This is a genomic window from Enterobacter cloacae complex sp. P18RS (genome assembly GCF_014982105.1).
Lineage (GTDB): Bacteria > Pseudomonadota > Gammaproteobacteria > Enterobacterales > Enterobacteriaceae > Enterobacter > Enterobacter hormaechei_C.
Genome location: NZ_JADCKV010000011.1, coordinates 450,108 through 467,723, shown reverse-complemented (window position 1 = coordinate 467,723; position 17,616 = coordinate 450,108). Strand labels below are relative to the sequence as shown.

At 55.1% G+C, this 17,616-nt stretch carries 17 protein-coding genes and 1 tRNA gene; 14 read left to right on the top strand and 4 right to left on the bottom strand.

Annotated elements, in window-relative coordinates:
- Window positions 1-172: 172 nt before the first annotated feature.
- The gene (gene dkgB / locus INF61_RS09955; RefSeq protein ID WP_032620217.1) at window positions 173-976 is read left to right on the top strand and encodes a 2,5-didehydrogluconate reductase DkgB; all 804 of its coding nucleotides are present in this window, start codon (window positions 173-175) and stop codon (window positions 974-976) included.
- A 30-nt stretch (window positions 977-1,006) separates the two neighbouring features.
- On the opposite strand, the gene yafC is transcribed toward dkgB, so the two are convergent.
- Window positions 1,007-1,912, bottom strand: a complete 906-nt coding sequence (gene yafC / locus INF61_RS09950; RefSeq protein WP_015571393.1) for a DNA-binding transcriptional regulator YafC — start codon at window positions 1,910-1,912, stop codon at window positions 1,007-1,009.
- Between the two features lie 103 nt (window positions 1,913-2,015).
- Between yafC and INF61_RS09945 the strand changes: the two genes are divergently transcribed.
- The 3 genes from INF61_RS09945 to INF61_RS09935 all read left to right on the top strand — a co-directional run bounded on the left by INF61_RS09945 (window position 2,016) and on the right by INF61_RS09935 (window position 4,980).
- Window positions 2,016-3,191: an MFS transporter gene (locus INF61_RS09945; protein WP_015571392.1), complete on the top strand. Its 1,176-nt coding sequence runs from the start codon at window positions 2,016-2,018 to the stop codon at window positions 3,189-3,191.
- Window positions 3,192-3,328: 137 nt separating this feature from the next.
- Window positions 3,329-4,129 (top strand): endonuclease/exonuclease/phosphatase family protein, encoded by an 801-nt coding sequence (locus INF61_RS09940; RefSeq protein ID WP_193547736.1) that lies wholly within the window; start codon window positions 3,329-3,331, stop codon window positions 4,127-4,129.
- Between the two features lie 77 nt (window positions 4,130-4,206).
- On the top strand, window positions 4,207-4,980 hold the full coding sequence (locus INF61_RS09935; protein WP_015571390.1) for a class I SAM-dependent methyltransferase: 774 nt from the start codon (window positions 4,207-4,209) through the stop codon (window positions 4,978-4,980).
- Window positions 4,981-5,032: 52 nt separating this feature from the next.
- Here INF61_RS09935 and mltD read toward each other — a convergent pair whose 3' ends face one another.
- Entirely contained in the window at window positions 5,033-6,397 is a 1,365-nt protein-coding gene (gene mltD, locus INF61_RS09930) for a murein transglycosylase D (protein WP_032671409.1), read from the bottom strand.
- Window positions 6,398-6,465: 68 nt separating this feature from the next.
- On the bottom strand, window positions 6,466-7,224 hold the full coding sequence (gene gloB, locus INF61_RS09925; protein ID WP_045334564.1) for a hydroxyacylglutathione hydrolase: 759 nt from the start codon (window positions 7,222-7,224) through the stop codon (window positions 6,466-6,468).
- A 32-nt stretch (window positions 7,225-7,256) separates the two neighbouring features.
- Here gloB and INF61_RS09920 point away from each other — a divergent pair, with 32 nt between their 5' ends.
- On the top strand, window positions 7,257-7,973 hold the full coding sequence (locus INF61_RS09920; protein ID WP_017383714.1) for a class I SAM-dependent methyltransferase: 717 nt from the start codon (window positions 7,257-7,259) through the stop codon (window positions 7,971-7,973).
- Here INF61_RS09920 and rnhA read toward each other — a convergent pair whose 3' ends face one another.
- Window positions 7,974-8,552, bottom strand: coding sequence for a ribonuclease HI (gene rnhA / locus INF61_RS09915; protein WP_160840538.1), 579 nt, complete (start codon window positions 8,550-8,552; stop codon window positions 7,974-7,976).
- On the opposite strand from rnhA, the gene dnaQ reads away from it, so the two are divergent.
- From dnaQ to INF61_RS09870, 9 genes are all read left to right on the top strand, one after another.
- The gene (dnaQ, locus tag INF61_RS09910) at window positions 8,506-9,237 is read left to right on the top strand and encodes a DNA polymerase III subunit epsilon (RefSeq protein WP_003863237.1); all 732 of its coding nucleotides are present in this window, start codon (window positions 8,506-8,508) and stop codon (window positions 9,235-9,237) included. The two genes, rnhA and dnaQ, sit on opposite strands and share 47 nt — an antisense overlap.
- Before the next feature lie 132 nt (window positions 9,238-9,369).
- A tRNA-Asp gene (locus INF61_RS09905) sits at window positions 9,370-9,446 on the top strand.
- A gap of 388 nt (window positions 9,447-9,834) precedes the next feature.
- The gene (locus tag INF61_RS09900; protein ID WP_109937688.1) at window positions 9,835-10,554 is read left to right on the top strand and encodes a FadR/GntR family transcriptional regulator; all 720 of its coding nucleotides are present in this window, start codon (window positions 9,835-9,837) and stop codon (window positions 10,552-10,554) included.
- Entirely contained in the window at window positions 10,551-11,564 is a 1,014-nt protein-coding gene (locus tag INF61_RS09895) for an ABC transporter ATP-binding protein (RefSeq protein ID WP_109937687.1), read from the top strand. The genes INF61_RS09900 and INF61_RS09895 overlap by 4 nt, the downstream gene beginning before the upstream one ends.
- A complete protein-coding gene (locus INF61_RS09890) occupies window positions 11,561-12,643 on the top strand; it encodes an ABC transporter ATP-binding protein (RefSeq protein ID WP_015571384.1) in 1,083 nt (360 codons plus the stop codon). The genes INF61_RS09895 and INF61_RS09890 overlap by 4 nt, the downstream gene beginning before the upstream one ends.
- Before the next feature lie 2 nt (window positions 12,644-12,645).
- Entirely contained in the window at window positions 12,646-14,160 is a 1,515-nt protein-coding gene (locus INF61_RS09885; RefSeq protein ID WP_023295959.1) for an ABC transporter substrate-binding protein, read from the top strand.
- A gap of 18 nt (window positions 14,161-14,178) precedes the next feature.
- Window positions 14,179-15,120: an ABC transporter permease gene (locus INF61_RS09880; RefSeq protein WP_015571382.1), complete on the top strand. Its 942-nt coding sequence runs from the start codon at window positions 14,179-14,181 to the stop codon at window positions 15,118-15,120.
- A gap of 2 nt (window positions 15,121-15,122) precedes the next feature.
- Window positions 15,123-15,998, top strand: a complete 876-nt coding sequence (locus tag INF61_RS09875) for an ABC transporter permease (protein WP_015571381.1) — start codon at window positions 15,123-15,125, stop codon at window positions 15,996-15,998.
- 9 nt (window positions 15,999-16,007) lie between these two features.
- Window positions 16,008-17,609 carry a gamma-glutamyltransferase family protein gene (locus INF61_RS09870; RefSeq protein WP_109937686.1) on the top strand — a complete coding sequence of 534 codons (1,602 nt, stop codon included), beginning with the start codon at window positions 16,008-16,010 and terminating at the stop codon, window positions 17,607-17,609.
- Window positions 17,610-17,616: the final 7 nt, after the last annotated feature.

The following is a 17,616-nucleotide window of genomic DNA, read 5'->3' as shown; positions in this document are numbered from 1 at the left end:
TCCGTTCCGCCACTTATTAAAAGCCCTGAGCTAACGCTCAGGGCTTTTTTCTTATCTGTCGTTTGATTGTTGCGAAATTAGCAAAAATCCTCTGCGGTTCACGATCTTTTTCGGCATAACAACTACAGCGATAATTCTCCTCAGTTTATGAACATAACGATTGAGGAATCATATGACTATCCCTGCACTGGGTCTGGGCACTTTCCGCCTGAAAGACGACGTTGTTATCGCATCTGTTAAAACCGCACTTGAGTTGGGCTATCGTGCTATTGATACGGCGCAGATTTATGATAACGAAGCTGCCGTAGGCCAGGCCATCGAAGAGAGTGGCGTACCGCGCGACGAACTTTTCATCACCACTAAAATCTGGATTGAGAATCTCGGCCAAGACAAGCTGATCCCAAGCCTGAAGGAAAGTCTGAAAAAGCTGCGTACTGACTATGTTGATCTGACGCTGATCCACTGGCCATCACCTGACGATGCCGTCTCTGTGGAGGAGTTCATGCAGGCGCTGCTGGAAGCGAAAGAGCAGGGCTTAACGCGTAAAATTGGCATCTCTAACTTCACCATCCCGTTGATGGAAAGGGCCATTGCCGCAGTGGGTAAAGAAAATATTGCCACCAACCAGATTGAACTCTCTCCTTACCTGCAAAACCACAAAGTCGTGGACTGGGCGAAACAGCATGGTATTCACATCACCTCGTACATGACGCTGGCATATGGTAAGGCGCTGAAAGATGAAGTGATTGCACGCATCGCTGAAAAACACAATGCGACAGCCGCACAGGTGATCCTGGCATGGGCGATGGGTGAGGGCTATGCCGTGATCCCGTCTTCAACCAAACGTGAAAACCTGGCAAGTAACCTGTTAGCGCGGGATCTCCAGCTTGATGATGAAGATAAAAACGCGATCGCTGCACTGGAATGCAACGATCGTCTGGTCAGCCCGGAAGGGTTAGCACCAGACTGGGATTAATAAAAGCCCTTCCTCTGTACCCTTAAACCCTCACACAGCTCCTCCGGGAGCTGTTTTTATATGTTCGCTAAGGAAGTCGATAAAAGCGCGTATGCGCGTACTTACCGCTCTGTCACTGTAATACACTGCGCTAAAAGGCATCTCTACAGGTAAGCGTTTGTCAGCCATCAGTTCTACAAGCTGACCCGCAGCTATTTCCTTATCAATCATATAGTCTGATAAACAGGCGATCCCATTTCCTTCAAGACAAAGCTGTTTCAGCGTTTCTCCGCTATTAGACGAAAGTCCGCAAGTGATCTCATGAAGTTGTCCGTCATGACAGGCCACGGGCCAGGTGTTCAGCGAGACAGGTTCCGTAAAGCCCAGGCACAGGTGCTGCTTCAGCTCCTCAACGGTCTCCGGTTTGCCATGCTCTGCAATATATTGCGGTGACGCGATAATTTTGCGGTAGCTGGTGAACAGTGGGCGAGCGCGTAAACTTGAATCCGTCAGGGTTCCCGCGCGGATCGCCACATCAACTTTACGCTCAATCAGGTTAATAAACGTCTCTGAAGAGACCAGGGACAGAGTCATCTCCGGATAACGTTCCCGGAATGGCTTGATTAACGGCATCAGAAAATGAAGCACGACCGGCGTCGCCGCATCAATGCGTAGCAATCCACGCGGAGTGCTACGCGACTCCATTATTTCCGTCTCAGCTGCCGCCATCTCCTGCAAAACGGATTGTACGCGGCGAAAATAACGTTCACCTTCTTCCGTCAGGCTGAGCTGCCGCGTTGTTCTGTTGAGCAGACTTACCCCGAGCTTCATCTCCAGCTTTTTCACCGAGCGGCTGATGGCGGAGTTCGCCTGCCCGAGCTGTTCGGCCGCACGGCTGAAGCTGCCGCTTTCAACAACGGCAACAAAGATAGTCAGTTCTTCCGATGTGGCTTTCATTATTGCATCATCCGCAAAATTCTATTGAGATTCTAACCATTTTTGTTATTTAAACACTGGCGCATACTGCCTGTCATCTTAATCCTGAAGAGACGGAGTATTTATGCCACTGGCGCTTCTTGCCCTGACGATCAGTGCCTTCGCAATTGGCACGACCGAATTTGTTATTGTAGGACTTGTTCCCACTATTGCTGAACAACTCGCCATTTCGCTGCCTTCTGCCGGGCTGCTGGTATCTATTTACGCGTTAGGCGTCGCTGTTGGGGCGCCTGTGCTGACCGCACTGACTGGACGCTTTCCACGTAAACAACTGTTAGTTGCCCTGATGGTGCTCTTCACCGCCGGCAATATTCTGGCGTGGCAGGCTCCGGACTACACTACCCTGGTCATTGCCCGTTTGCTGTCTGGCCTCGCGCACGGTGTCTTCTTCTCCATCGGTTCTACGATTGCAACCAGCCTGGTGCCAAAAGAGAAAGCGGCGTCAGCCATTGCGATTATGTTTGGCGGCTTAACCGTCGCGCTGGTCACCGGCGTACCGTTAGGAACGTTTATTGGGCAACATTTTGGCTGGCGAGAAACCTTCCTTGCGGTATCGCTGTTGGGCGTGATTGCTCTGGTAGCCAGCCTGCTGCTGGTGCCCTCCAGTATTCCGGGGCGCGCGAGCGCCAGCCTGAGCGATCAGGTTAAGGTTCTGACACACCCGCGCCTGCTGCTGATCTATGCCGTTACGGCTCTGGGTTATGGAGGTGTGTTCACTGCGTTCACTTTCCTTGCACCGATGATGCAGGAACTGGCTGGTTTTTCTCCGGGCGCAGTGAGCTGGATTTTACTGGGCTACGGTATCTCCGTCGCAATCGGCAATATCTGGGGCGGCAAGCTTGCAGATAAGCATGGTGCGGTACCGGCGCTAAAATTTATCTTCGCCGCGCTGGTTGTCCTGCTGATGATTTTCCAGTTCACCGCGTCGATACAATACGCAGCGCTGGTAACTGTGTTGGTTATGGGAATATTCGCGTTTGGTAACGTACCGGGATTGCAGGTCTATGTTGTACAGAAAGCCGAACGCTATACGCCCAATGCGGTGGATGTCGCATCCGGCCTGAATATCGCCGCATTCAATATCGGTATCGCACTCGGATCGGTTATCGGCGGGCAGACGGTTGAACACGTTGGATTAACCCAAACGCCATGGATTGGTGCGGTAATTGTGCTTGTCGCTTTCCTGCTTATTGGTCTGAGTGGACGGCTTGATAAACCCGCTCGTATCGCGCTTGGATAAGTATCAGTAAGTGCTTGCTTACAAAACTGGAAAGCGGTTTCTCAGTAATTGCGTTGAAAGTGTGACCTAAAATCCCTATAACATTAGAACCAGTCCGTTTTCCGGGCTGGTTCATGTTACAGAGGTCGTTTCCAAAAGTGCGAAAAAATACCTATGCCATGCGTTATGTTGCCGGAATGCCCGCGGAGAGGATCTTGCCTCCGGGGTCGTTTGCGAGCTTGGGTCAGGCATTACCAGCGGGCACGCCATTAAGCAGTGACGAAAAAATTCGCGTACTGGTGTGGAACATCTTTAAACAACAGCGTGTGGAGTGGTTATCCGTACTTAAAAATTTTGGTAAAGATGCGCATCTGGTTCTGTTACAGGAGGCGCAAACCACGCCTGAGCTGGTCAGGTTTGCAACGACAAACTATCTTGCAGCCGATCAGGTGCCTGCCTTTGTTCTGCCACAGCATCCTTCTGGGGTGATGACCCTTTCAGCCGCACATCCGGTCTATTGCTGCCCGCTGCGTGAACGTGAGCCAATCCTGCGTCTGGCAAAATCGGCGCTGGTCACGGTCTATCCGTTGCCCGACACCCGTCTGCTGATGGTGGTAAACATTCATGCGGTGAACTTCAGCCTGGGTGTTGATGTGTACAGTAAGCAGTTACTACCCATTGGCGATCAGATTGCTCATCACAGTGGGCCGATCATTATGGCCGGGGACTTCAATGCCTGGAGCCGTCCACGTATGAACGCGTTGTACCGCTTCGCGCGTGAAATGTCGCTGCGTGAAGTTCGTTTTAACGATGACCAGCGCAAGAAAGCGTTTGGTCGTCCTCTCGATTTTGTCTTCTATCGGGGTTTAAGCGTGCACGACGCCTCCGTTCTGGTGACGCGCGCCTCCGATCATAATCCTCTACTAGTTGAATTCAGTCCCGGCAAACCTGATAAATAATGGTGCGTCAGGTCTGCCGTGGGGCAGGCCTGTGCGGGTGCTGCCCTTTATTTTTTAACCCATAAAAGGACAGCAACATGACAACAACACACTCCCATCATGACAACGTCGAAAAACAGTTTGGTTCTCAGGCAAGTGCCTACCTGAGCAGCGCCGTGCACGCCTCTGGCCGCGATCTGGTACGTCTCGGCGAACGGCTCGCCGCGTTTCCTGACGCGCACGTGCTGGACTTAGGCTGCGGGGCGGGGCACGCCAGTTTTACCGCCGCACAGCAGGTTGCTCAGGTGACGGCATATGACTTATCGAGCCAGATGCTGGATGTGGTTGCTGAAGCGGCGAAAGCGAAAGGGCTGAATAACGTCACGACGCGCCAGGGCTACGCTGAATCTTTACCCTTTGAGGATGCGTCGTTTGAGGTTGTGATTAGCCGTTACTCTGCACACCACTGGCATGATGTGGGGCAGGCATTACGGGAAGTGAAACGCGTGCTCAAACCGGGCGGAATCTTCATCATCATGGACGTGATGTCTCCCGGACATCCGGTACGAAATATCTGGCTCCAGACGGTTGAAGCGCTGCGTGATACCTCGCACGTGCAAAACTACTCCAGTGGAGAGTGGCTTACGTTTATCACCGAAGCCGGCTTGATTTCACGCTCATTGATAACCGACCGTTTGCCGCTGGAGTTCACATCATGGATTGCACGGATGCGCACACCCGAGGCATTGACTCAGGCGATCCGATTGTATCAGGAGAGCGCCTCTGCTGACGTGAAGGCGTACTTTGAACTGCATGATGATGGTTCGTTTACCAGCGACACCATTATGGCTGAAGCGCAAAAAGCGGGATAAATAAAAAAGGCACCGAGGGGAATCGGTGCCTTTTTAACAAGCGATCGTACTATCAGGAATCTGGCGTAGCGCTGTTTTTCACAAACAACGTCAGCTGGTCGCCAGGTTGCAGGTTGTCAGTATCGTTGTTCCAGCGCATCACATCTTTGATGTTTACGCCGTGACGCTTAGCAATACTGGACAGCGAGTCGCCTTTACGTACGCGATAGGTAATGCTATCGCTGTTTTTAGCGAGACGCTGTGCGCTGCTACCTGCACCTACGGTCAGCGTTTGACCCACTTTCAGACCAGATCCGCGCAGATTATTCCACTGCTGGAGATCTTTCGCATTCACGCCAAGACGTGATGCAATACCTGAAAGCGTATCACCTGAACGCACCTTATAGCTGCGGCTACTTACAGGCGACGTATCAGCGATCAGCGTGGACTGAACGGCTGCAATTTCACCCGAAGCCAAAGACTCTCGTAACTGTTCCGCATGTTTCTGCGGAACCATCACATAGCCAGGGCCACTAGCGCCCAGCGTGGAGCCTTTAACACCTGCATTAAAGGTTTTAAGCTTACTTACCGACATACCCGTCATATCGGCAACCTGTTGAATATCAACCGGGCTGCTGAGGCGGACACGCGCCAGTGCACGACTTTCGTCTGGTGTTGGCAGTTGTACACCGTAACGTTTGCTGTTCTTGAGAATATCGCCCAGTGCCAGCATTTTCGGTACGTAAATCTTTGTTTCCTGTGGCAGTGAGAGCGACCAGAAGTCTGTGGATTTTCCACGCGCTTTATTCGCTTTCATTGCCTTCAGTACACGACCTTCACCACTGTTATACGCCGCGACGGTCAATAACCAGTCGCCGTCAAACATCTTGTTCAGACGTTGCATCATGTCGAGAGCGGCTGTCGTTGAAGCGACAACATCACGACGCGCATCGTAGTTGCGGGTCTGCTTTAAACCATAATTTCGCCCTGTGCTCGGAATGATCTGCCAGATGCCTGCTGCATTGGCGCCAGACGTCGCGTGCGGGTCAAAAGCGCTCTCCACTATGGGTAGTAGTACCAGTTCCATAGGCATGTTACGTTTCTTAACTTGCCCGGCTATCCAGTACATATACGGCTCTGCCCGTAATGTTACATCGTGGAGATAGCTCTTATTTCTCAAATACTTCTGTTTCTGTTCGCGAATCCGGCTGTTTTCCGGAATTCCCATCTTTAGCTCGTCGCCAATAGAGGCCCACAAGTCTTGTTCCTGCGCGAAGGATGTCCCATCGTCCAACCATCGCGCCTGACTCGTAAACTTCCCTGCTTCCCCTTGACCAGCCGCAGAAAGGCTCTGTGCGTGCTGTTGTACGTTGCTGCCGTTTTGTGACTGGCAACCTACAAGCAGGACAGAGGCGAGTAATATCGCTTTTGCCTTCATGTGTGTGTCAATAGTTGCTTAAAAGACGAGCGATGATAACGGCGAAATTTTGAAAAGGCAACCCGCAATTATCTGAAGTTATCTTTCTTTGACCTTAACCATGCAAATCGCGCTTCAGGTTGTAACAAATTTGTTTCTTGATTAATTTTATTAATTAAATCAACATCATCAGTTCTTAAAAATAAATTTATTTGTCGCTCATTTTTCAGAATTACGGGGAGTGTTTTTTGGTTTTTTGCACGTAACTCCTTCACTTTCTGGTAATAATCCTGAATCGCCCGATCCTCAGGCAGCACGCTTGCAGCAAACTTCATATTCCCTAATGTATACTCATGTGCGCAACAAATTACGGTGTCGGCTGGCAGCGCATTAATTTTTTGTAAAGATTGATACATCTGTTCTGGCGTGCCTTCAAACAGCCTTCCACAGCCGCCAGAAAACAGCGTGTCGCCACAAAACAGATAAGGTTTGCTGTAGAAACAGAGATGACCGGAAGTGTGACCTGGCGTAGCAAATACGGAAAACTCCCACCCGAGGATGAGGATACTTTCGCCTTCTTCGACAACTTGCGTTGTACCCTTATCCTGTGTCTCTGCTGGTCCGTAGACGGGTAGATGGGGATAGCGTGCAAGGAGATCGGGAACACCGCCGACATGATCGTGATGGTGATGGGTAAGAAGGATCGCCTCCGGCTGCCAGCCGTTTTCTTTAATCGCGTGCAGGATCGGTGCGGATTCGCCTGGATCAACAATGATGCATCTGCGATCGTGGTCGACTAAAACCCAGATGTAATTGTCCTGAAAGGCGGAAATACTGATAAGATTCATGCATTACCTCTTATAGCGTGGCGGGTGTTTTGATGAAACCGGCAAGGATACCTCAGACTGTCGCACCACCGGAACGTTGGGCAGAGTTGCCCTGGGGTGAATATTATCGCGAGGCCTTAGAACTTCAGCTTAAACCCTGGCTCGCGAAAATGTATGGTTTTCACCTGCTTAAGATTGGCAATCTGAGCGCAGAAATCAATACCGAAAGCTGCGCTATCTCGCATCAGGTCAGCGTATCGCTTAATGGCTCCCCGGTTCAGGTGAAAGCGGATCCGCTGCATTTGCCGTTTGCGGAAAAATCCATTGATGCCTGTCTGCTCGCCCACACGCTGCCCTGGTGTAGCGATCCCCATCGTCTGCTGCGGGAAGCCGACCGCGTTTTGATTGATGACGGCTGGCTGATCCTGAGCGGTTTTAATCCGCTGAGTCTGATGGGGCTACGTAAACTGACGCCCGTTCTGCGTCGCACGCCGCCTTATAACAGCAGGATGTTTACCATGATGCGCCAGCTGGACTGGCTTTCACTGTTAAATTTCGAAGTGCTAAGCTACGGGGGTTTTCAGGTCATCCCCTGGACGCGTAAAGGCGGGGTCTTATTAAGCACCCATTTACCCGCGCTGGGCTGCATGCAATTTATTGTCGCGCGTAAGAGGACGATCCCCCTTACGCTCAACCCGATGAAGCAAAGCAAATCAAAAACGCGGATCCGCCAGACCGTGGGGGCCACGCGGCAGTACAAAAAACCGTGATCAGGATTCAGGTTGATAACCTGCATCCTCATGGGTCGGGTTGGATGCCGCCGCGCGAGCCAGCTCGTCACAGCGTTCGTTTTCAGGATGACCGGCGTGCCCCTTTACCCACTCCCATTTGATTTCGTGCTGACCGAGGGCGGCATCAAGACGCTTCCAGAGATCGACATTCTTGACGGGTTTTTTCTCTGCCGTTTTCCAGCCCCGCTTTTTCCAGTTGTGGATCCATTGGGTAATGCCCTGGCGGACATACTGGCTGTCGGTACTCAGCACCACGTCACAATGTTCTTTTAACGCTTCCAGCGCCACGATGGCCGCCATCAACTCCATGCGGTTGTTGGTGGTCAGGAAATAGCCTTCACTAAATGTTTTTTCATGCTGGCGATAGCGCATAATGGCGCCATAGCCGCCGGGCCCTGGGTTACCGAGACAAGATCCATCGGTGAAAATTTCTACCTGTTTACGCATCTCTGGTAGACTTCCTGTATTTGAAACGTTCAGTAAAACGATAAGTCTGACATAAATGACCGCTATGAGCACTGCAATTACTCGCCAGATTGTTCTTGATACCGAAACCACCGGTATGAACCAGATTGGCGCCCACTACGAAGGGCACAAAATCATTGAGATTGGTGCCGTTGAAGTGGTGAACCGTCGTCTTACGGGCAACAACTTCCACGTTTACCTCAAACCCGATCGGCTGGTGGACCCGGAAGCGTTCGGTGTTCACGGAATTGCCGATGAGTTTTTGCTGGATAAGCCCACCTTTGCCGACGTCGCAGATGAATTTCTCGACTACATCAGAGGTGCGGAACTTGTCATTCATAACGCGTCGTTCGATATCGGCTTTATGGACTATGAGTTCAGCAAGCTCAACCGTGATATTCCGAAGACGAATACGTTCTGTAAAGTCACGGATAGCCTGGCGCTGGCAAGGAAGATGTTCCCCGGCAAGCGTAACAGCCTTGATGCCCTGTGCTCTCGCTATGAGATAGACAACACCAAGCGAACGCTGCACGGCGCGTTGCTCGATGCCCAGATCCTGGCCGATGTCTACCTGACCATGACCGGCGGGCAAACGTCGATGAAATTCAGTATGGAAAATGAATCCCAGCAGACGCGGGATGAAGGGGGAATTCAGCGCATTGTGCGTCAGGCGAATCGCCTGCGGGTTGTTTTAGCCAGTGATGAAGAACTGATGAACCATGAATCTCGTCTCGATTTAGTGCAGAAGAAGGGCGGAAGCTGTCTGTGGCGCACGTGAAAATGTGCTGAAACGTTTGTTAAATCACCGTTTGGGTGAATTTTGCAGCAAACGATTCAAAGCCTGAGAAAAAGCGTTGACGAGTTCAGAGGCAAACCGTAATATTCGCCTCGTTCCCCAAACGGGAACAGTGGAGCGGTAGTTCAGTCGGTTAGAATACCTGCCTGTCACGCAGGGGGTCGCGGGTTCGAGTCCCGTCCGTTCCGCCACTTATTAAGAAAGCCTGAGTCAGAAATGATTCAGGCTTTCGTCGTTTTATAGTCCCTCGAATATTGTTTATTCCTCTTTTTATTTCCATTAACAAAAAGTTAATAAGTACGGTGCATTTTATTAACAAATGCATGATTTTAGTGCGTTATTTGCACTGTTTTTGTGCGTTTCTTGCCCATTCTCACCTTCGCGCCCATCTTCTTATGTAATAATTATGTAAAATAATTGGTAGGAAATCATTCGGTTACCGATCATTTTTCAGAAAATTAACGAACCAATACGCTATTGGTTCGTTAATTGCTTAATTACTAGCACGTTAAGTTCTGCGTCATATCAATAACTTATTATTAATAAAAATAAAGCAATGATGAAAGCGAGCGAACCAATATGGAAAAGCCTTCACGGTTTTTAGCTAATTCCAGTACCGCGCTTGAGCAGCTGCGCGGGCTTATCAACCAGCACGAGTCAACACCAGGCATTCCGCTGCCCACTGAACGTGAGCTGTCGGACACTCTCGGCGTAGGCCGACGTGAAGTGCGTCGCGCGCTGGACGTGCTGGAAGAGGAAGGGCGTATCTGGCGCAAGCAGGGCAAGGGTACCTTCATTGGTCCATCTGCCCCGGTTGAGCCGTTGGCGCTTCAGGGATTGGTTCAGCAAACCAACCTGCTGGAAGTCATGGAAGCTCGACTACAGCTCGAACCCGGCTTAGCCCGACTTGCGGCACTGCGTGCCACCAGGGAAAACCTCGCGCTCATGCAGCGTATGCTGGAACGCATTAATAAGGTCAGCCCGGATGACCGCGATCTCAACGAACTGTGGGATAGCGCCTTCCACCGCGCCATTGCGGAGGCAGCAGGTAACCGCCTGATGCTTGGGCTTTTTGATGCGATAGATGCCGTCCGCCGGGAGCCTGGCTGGCAGCATTTACGCGAACTTGCCCGCACCCCTGAACGTGTCGATAGCTACAACGACCACCATCACAAAATCATGTCAGCGATTATTCATCGCCAGCCTAATGAAGCAGCTGCCGCGATGCGCGAGCACCTGCTCAGCCTGCAAACCGCCCTGATTCAGGCGATCCACCTTGAGGACGATTTCACGCTATGACGACCATACCCTTTAAGGACGCCACGCCCGTATTGCGGCTGCAAAACCTCAACGTTAAATTCGCGGGCTCGCCGGTGAGCGTGCTCGACGATATCTCGCTGACGGTCAGGGCGGGAGAAACGCTGGCGCTGGTAGGCGAGTCCGGCTGCGGTAAAAGCATCACTTCCCTGGCGCTGATGGGGTTATTACCTGCCAGCGCCAGGATCGTCAGCGGGGAGATGAATTTCCGCCGCCAGGATCTGCGCAAGCTCTCGCCGCGGGAGTATGCCGATCTGCGCGGCAGCGAGCTGGCGATGATATTCCAGGAGCCCATGACCTCGCTCAACCCGGCCTTCACGCTTGGCGATCAGCTCAGTGAAGCGGTGATGCGCCATCAAACGATCTCCCGGGCTGAGGCGATGACGGTTGCGCTACAGATCCTGGAGAAGGTGCAGATCCCGGCCGCAGAGATGCGCCTTAAGGCTTACCCGCATCAGCTTTCCGGCGGTATGCGCCAGCGCGTGATGATAGCGATGGCGCTGATAAACCATCCCAAACTACTCATTGCTGACGAACCCACTACCGCTCTGGACGTGACCATTCAGGCGCAAATTCTCTCCCTGCTCAATACTTTAAAAGAAGAAACGGGCACGGCGGTGCTGATGATCACCCACGATTTAGGCGTGGTGGCCGAAGTCGCGCAGCAGGTGGCGGTGATGTATGCCGGACAGGTAGTGGAGCAGGGGAGTGTTGAAGCCCTGTTTGCCGATCCGCAGCACCCCTATACCATTGGCCTTATGGGTTCCCTTCCTTCTATGGGCGCGCGTAAAGGCCAGCTATCAACTATTCCCGGATCGGTCCCGCTGCCGGAATCCATGCCTCAAGGCTGCCGCTTTGCTACCCGATGTCCCTTCGCGCAGACGCGCTGTCATGCTGAAAAACCACCGCTCACTACGCTCGGTACGGGCCATCAGGTTGCCTGCTTCCGCGTGCCGCTCGAACATCACATTGCCCTGGGAGAGACCGCATGACCATGCCCATTCTTGAAGCCCGCGATCTGAGCAAGCTTTTCCCCGGCCCGAAAAAACTGTTTACGCCGGCCCGCTTTGTCACCGCTGTCGACCGAGTTTCGATGTCGGTGATGCCTGGCGAAACGCTGGCAATTGTCGGCGAGTCGGGGTCCGGGAAATCCACCCTTGGTCGTCTGCTGCTGCGCCTGCTGGGCGCCAGCGAAGGGCGGGTATTTTATCAGGGTGAGGAGATCACCCACGCCTCGGGCGCCCGTCTGAACCAGCTCCGGCGTGAGCTACAGATCATCTTTCAGGATCCCTTCGCCTCGCTGAACCCGCGCATGACGGTGGAGCAAATTGTCGGTGAGCCGCTGTGGCTGCACCAGAACATGAAAAAAACGGATCGCCAGTACCGCGTTTCCGAGCTACTCAGGACGGTCGGCTTGCCCTCAGCCTGGGCCGGGCGTTATCCACACGAATTTTCCGGCGGGCAGCGCCAGCGTATCGGCATTGCGCGCGCGCTGGCGTCAGGCCCAAAGCTGCTGCTGGGTGATGAGCCGGTTTCTGCGCTGGACGTTTCCGTTCAGGCACAGGTGGTTAATTTACTGGAAAGCCTGAAGCACCAGTTGGGGCTAACGATGGTGATCGTCGCCCACGGGCTGGCGGTTATCCGTCATATGAGCGACCGCGTGGCGGTAATGTATCTTGGGCAAATCGTCGAGCTGGCCACCGTCGACGACATCTTCGACGCACCGTTGCATCCTTATACCCAGGCGTTGATTGCCTCAGCGCCGCAAATGCAGCCAGGCGTAGCGCGGGATACGCCGCTGTTGCAGGGTGATTTACCGAACCCGGCTAACCCGCCGTCCGGCTGCCGTTTCCACACCCGTTGCCCCTACGTTACAGATGAATGCCGCCAGATCGAGCCGATTAATCAGGTGCTCGACGGCGGACGTCAGGTTGCTTGCCATCGCTGGCAGGAGATCAATCGCGATCGCAGCGTTATCCAGATCGCGCCGCCATCCGCCGCTTTTCTGCGCCGCCGCGCGCTGTTTGAACACGCGGCCACTCACTCCTCCCTTCCTTCAAGGAACTCATGATAATGACAATGCGTAATTCTCTTTTGACCGTACTGGGAAGTGTTATGTTGCTTGGCGCGGCGCTGCCCGCCCATTCTGAAAGCGTGCTGCGGATCGGCCTGGGGGCCGACCCGGATATGCTCGACCCGCATCTGGCGCGCACCTACTATGGCCGTTTCGTGTTTGCCTCCCTGTGCGACAGGCTGGTGGACGTCGACGAGCACCTGAAAGTGGTGCCGGGTCTGGCAAAATCCTGGGCCTGGAGCGAAGATGGCAAAACGCTGACTATGGATCTACGCGAAGGTGTGACCTTCCACGACGGTGAAAAATTTGATGCCGCTGCGGCAAAATACAACCTCGACCGCGCCCTGACCCTCAAAGGCTCCCTGCGTAAAAGCGAGATCTCATCCGTTGAATCGGTCGAGGTCACCGGCCCGATGCAGATTGCGCTGCACCTGAAAACACCGGATGCCGCGCTGCTAATGCAGCTTACCGACCGCGCGGGCGCGATGATGGCACCCGATGCGGCGAAAAAGCCTGACTTTGCCGCCCATCCCGTCTGCTCCGGTCCATACAAATTCGACAGCCGCGTGTCGCAGGACCGCATCGTTCTGACCCGCTTCGACAACTACTGGAACAAAGACGCCTATCACTTCGACAAAATCATCTATCTGCCGATCCCGGATGCCTCCGTGCGTCTCGCGAACCTGCGCGCGGGCGATCTCGACCTGACCGAGGGCATTGCCGCCAGCGACGTCAAAACCGTCGAAGCCGACAGCAAGCTGGCGCTGGCGAAGGTCACCGGTCTGGGCTATCAGGGGATCACCTTCAATATTAACAACGGCAAGGTGCCGGCCAACGATCCGTTCAAAGATGCCCGCGTGCGCGAGGCATTTTCTCAGGCAATCGATCGCGATGCCTTAAACCAGGTGGTCTTTGAAGGGCTCTACACCCCGGCAAATCAGGCGTTTTCACCGGTCAGCCCGTACCACGTTAACCTGCCGGTCCCGCCGCGCGACGTCGATAAAGCCAAAGCGCTGCTGAAAGCCGCCGGTGTGACCACGCCGCTGAGCGTCAATCTGCTGGTGCCAAACAACCCAACCTCGCAGCAGGTGGGACAGGTATTGCAGGCGATGGTGGCAGAGGCGGGCTTTAACCTGAACCTGCAAATGACCGAGTTCGCCACGCTGCTGGATCGCCAGCAGAGCGGTGACTACCAGTTGAGCTTCTCCGGCTGGTCGGGGCGCCCGGATCCGGATGGCAGCATTTACGGCTTTATCAACAGTAAAGGCACCCTGAACGACGGCCGCTACAGTAACGCGCAGATCGATGAATGGCTGACTCAGGCGCGTCAGAGCACCGACCAGGCCGCACGCCAGCCGCTGTACGACAAGGTGGTGAAGCAACTCCAGACCGACATGCCGATTGCCTACCTCTACTTCGAGCCGCGCATTTTTGGACTGAACAAGAACGTGCAGGGCTTTAAGCCGTACCCGGACGGCATCGTGCGTCTGGCCGGTTTGACGCTGGCAAAATAAACGTCCTGAGGAGAACCCATGCTGGAACTGATTTGCAAACGTCTGCTGCTGGCCGTCCCGACGCTATTGCTGGTGAGCATGATGGTGTTCGGGCTGCAAAAGCTGCTGCCCGGCGACCCGCTGATCGCCATGGCCGGGGAGGAGCGCGATCCGGCGGTCATTGCCCAACTGCGTGCTGAGCTTAATCTGGATGCGCCGATCCCCGTGCAGTATTTCCATTGGCTGACGCGCGCGCTGCAGGGCGATCTGGGCGTCTCCTTGCGCACGCATGAACCGGTCACGCAGCTGATTGCCAGCAAGCTGCCGGTCACGCTGGAGCTCTCTCTGCTGGCGATGATCATCGCGCTGGTGTTTGGCATCAGCATGGGGATCCTTGCGGCGGTGAATAAAAACAGCTGGGTCGATCACGGGGCGAACTTTGTGGCGATCTCGGGGATATCAATTCCGCACTTCTGGCTGGGGATCCTGCTGATTCTGGTCTTTTCGGTGAACTTGCAATGGTTACCTGCGTCCGGTTATGTGCCATTCAGTGAAGATCCGATCCAGAACCTGCGCACGCTGCTGCTGCCCGCGTCCGTGCTCGGAACCGGACTGGCGGCGACGCTGATGCGCCATACCCGTGCGTCGATGATTGCGGTACTGAAGGCGGATTACATCCGCACCGCGCGCGCTAAGGGGCTGCTGCCGAAAGCAGTGATCCTGAAGCACGCCTTTCGCAACGCGCTGGTGCCTGTAATCACCCTCACCACGCTGCTGTTCGGCGAGCTACTGGGCGGCGCGGTGCTGACCGAGCAGGTCTTCACCATTCCGGGCTTTGGCAAAATGATCGTCGACTCGGTGTTCAATCGTGACTATGCGGTGGTGCAGGGCGTGGTGCTGATCGTGGCGATCGGCTTCCTGATGCTCAATCTGCTGGCCGACGTGCTCTACGTCCTTATCAACCCGAAAATGCGAGGTTAACCATGGCGGAACTGACGACGCAAACCGTTGCCCCCACGCTGCCGCGCGCGCAGAACCGGGTGCTGAAGAAATTTCTCGGCAATAAAAGCGCGGTGATTGGCGCGCTTGTGGTGGGCTTTTTTGTCCTGGTGGCGCTGCTGGCGCCGTGGATCGCCCCCTTCGACCCGGTCAAAGCCAACTTCCTGGCGGTGCGCAAAGCGCCGTCGGCGATGTACTGGTTCGGCACCGACGAGCTGGGGCGTGACATCTTATCCCGCATTATTTGGGGGGCGCGCACCTCGCTGATGGCGGGCTGTATGTCGGTCATTATTGCCGTGGTCATCGGCGTGCCGCTGGGGCTGGTGGCGGGCTACTTCCAGAAGATGTGGGACGGCGTGATCTCGCGCTTTATTGAGGCCTTGCTGGCCTGTCCGTTCCTGATCATGGCGATCGCGCTGGGGGCATTTTTGGGCCCAAGCCTGACGAATGCGATGATCGCCATTGGTCTCTCGGCAATGCCGATTTTCGCCCGGCTGACGCGCGGCCAGGTGATCGCCATTCGCAACGAAGAGTATATCGACGGCGCGCGGGCGATTGGCCTGCCGGATCGCTGGATCATCATTAAATACGTCCTGCCAAACGTGATGTCGCCGATCCTCGTGCAGGCCACGCTGGCGATCGCCTCGGCGATTATCGCCGAAGCCAGCCTGTCGTTTTTGGGGCTGGGACAGCAGCCGCCAAATCCGTCCTGGGGCTCCATGCTCAACACCGCGAAAGGGTTTCTGGAGCAGGCTCCGTGGATGTCCGTTTTCCCCGGCGTGGCGATTTTCCTTGCCGTGCAGGGCTTTAATCTACTCGGCGACGGGCTGCGCGATGCGCTCGATCCGCGCCACGACTAAGGAGTCATGATGACCAAAGCGCTTGATTTTACGTCCGGTTACGATTCACGCCGCCCGCCGATGCTGGGCCATAACGCGGTTGCCACGTCGCAGCCGCTGGCGGCGCAGGCGGGGATGAAGATGCTGCAACTGGGCGGCAATGCCGTCGATGCAGCCATTGCCACCGCGATGGCGCTGACGGTAGTTGAGCCGACCGGCAACGGGATCGGCAGCGACGCCTTTGCCATCGTCTGGGACGGTGAAAAGCTTCACGGCCTCAACGCATCAGGCCGCTCGCCGGCCAGCTGGCATGCGGATCTGTTTGCCGGAAAAAGCGCAGTGCCGGAAATTGGCTGGGACGCGGTGACCGTGCCGGGAGCTGTATCCGGCTGGGTCGCGCTGGCGGAGCGCTTCGGCACGCTGCCGCTGACCACGCTGGCGCAGCCTGCCATTGACTACGCGCGCAACGGCTTTCCCGTCTCGCCGCTGATTGGTCATCTCTGGCAGCGAGGCTATAGCAAGCTGAAAGATCAGCCGGGCTTCAGCGCCTGCTTCGCGCCGGAAGGCCGCGCCCCGCGCGTGGGGGAAATCTTCCATAACCCGGCGCAGGCGAACTCGCTGGAGCTGATTGCGAAAACCAACGGCGATGCGTTTTACCGCGGCGAGCTGGCGCAGAAAATCGCTGCTTTTGCCAAAGAACACGGTGCGCATCTGACGGCAGAGGATCTGGCAAACCATCGCGTGGACTGGGTAGACCTGCTGTCGCGCGACTTCGCGAGCGGCTCGGTTCAGGAATTGCCGCCAAACGGTCAGGGGATCGCCACGCTGATTGCGCTCGGCATTCTTGAGCAGTGCGGCATTGAGAAGCACCACCCGGATTCCGTGCAGTCTCTTCATCTCTCCATTGAGGCGATGAAGCTGGCGCTGGCGGATCTCGACCGCTACGTTGCGGATGAAGAACACATGGCCTTCGCGGCGAAAGAACTGCTGAGCGACCATTACCTGAAGTCGCGCGCGGCGCTTATTAACCACGATAGCGCCTCTGATTTTGTCTACGGTTCCCCGACGCAGAGCGGTACGGTTTACATCAGTACCGCGGACGCCAGCGGGATGATGGTCTCGTTTATTCAGTCCAACTATATGGGATTCGGTTCAGGGATCGTGGTGCCGGATACCGGGATCAGCCTGCAAAACCGGGGCTGCGGCTTTGTGCTGGATCCTGCGCACCCGAACGCGCTGGCGGGCAGCAAGCGCCCGTTCCACACCATCATTCCGGGATTTGCGATGGACGGCAACGGCAAGCCGCTGATGTCCTTCGGCGTGATGGGCGGCCCGATGCAGGCGCAGGGGCACATGCAGATGGCGCTGCGCATTATGCTGCACGGGCAAAACCCGCAGGCGGCAATCGATGCACCGCGCTGGCGCGTGGTGCAGGGCAGGGAGGTGATCGTCGAATCAACGTTCGATCGCAATACTATCGCGGCGCTGCGCGAGCGCGGGCATCAGATCGTGGTGGAAGATCCGCTTCAGGATTATAACTTCGGCGGTGCGCAAGTGATTTACCGTATGCCGGAAGGGCACTACGTGGCCGCGACGGAAAGCCGCAAAGACGGGCAGGCGCTGGTGAGTTAATTAACGC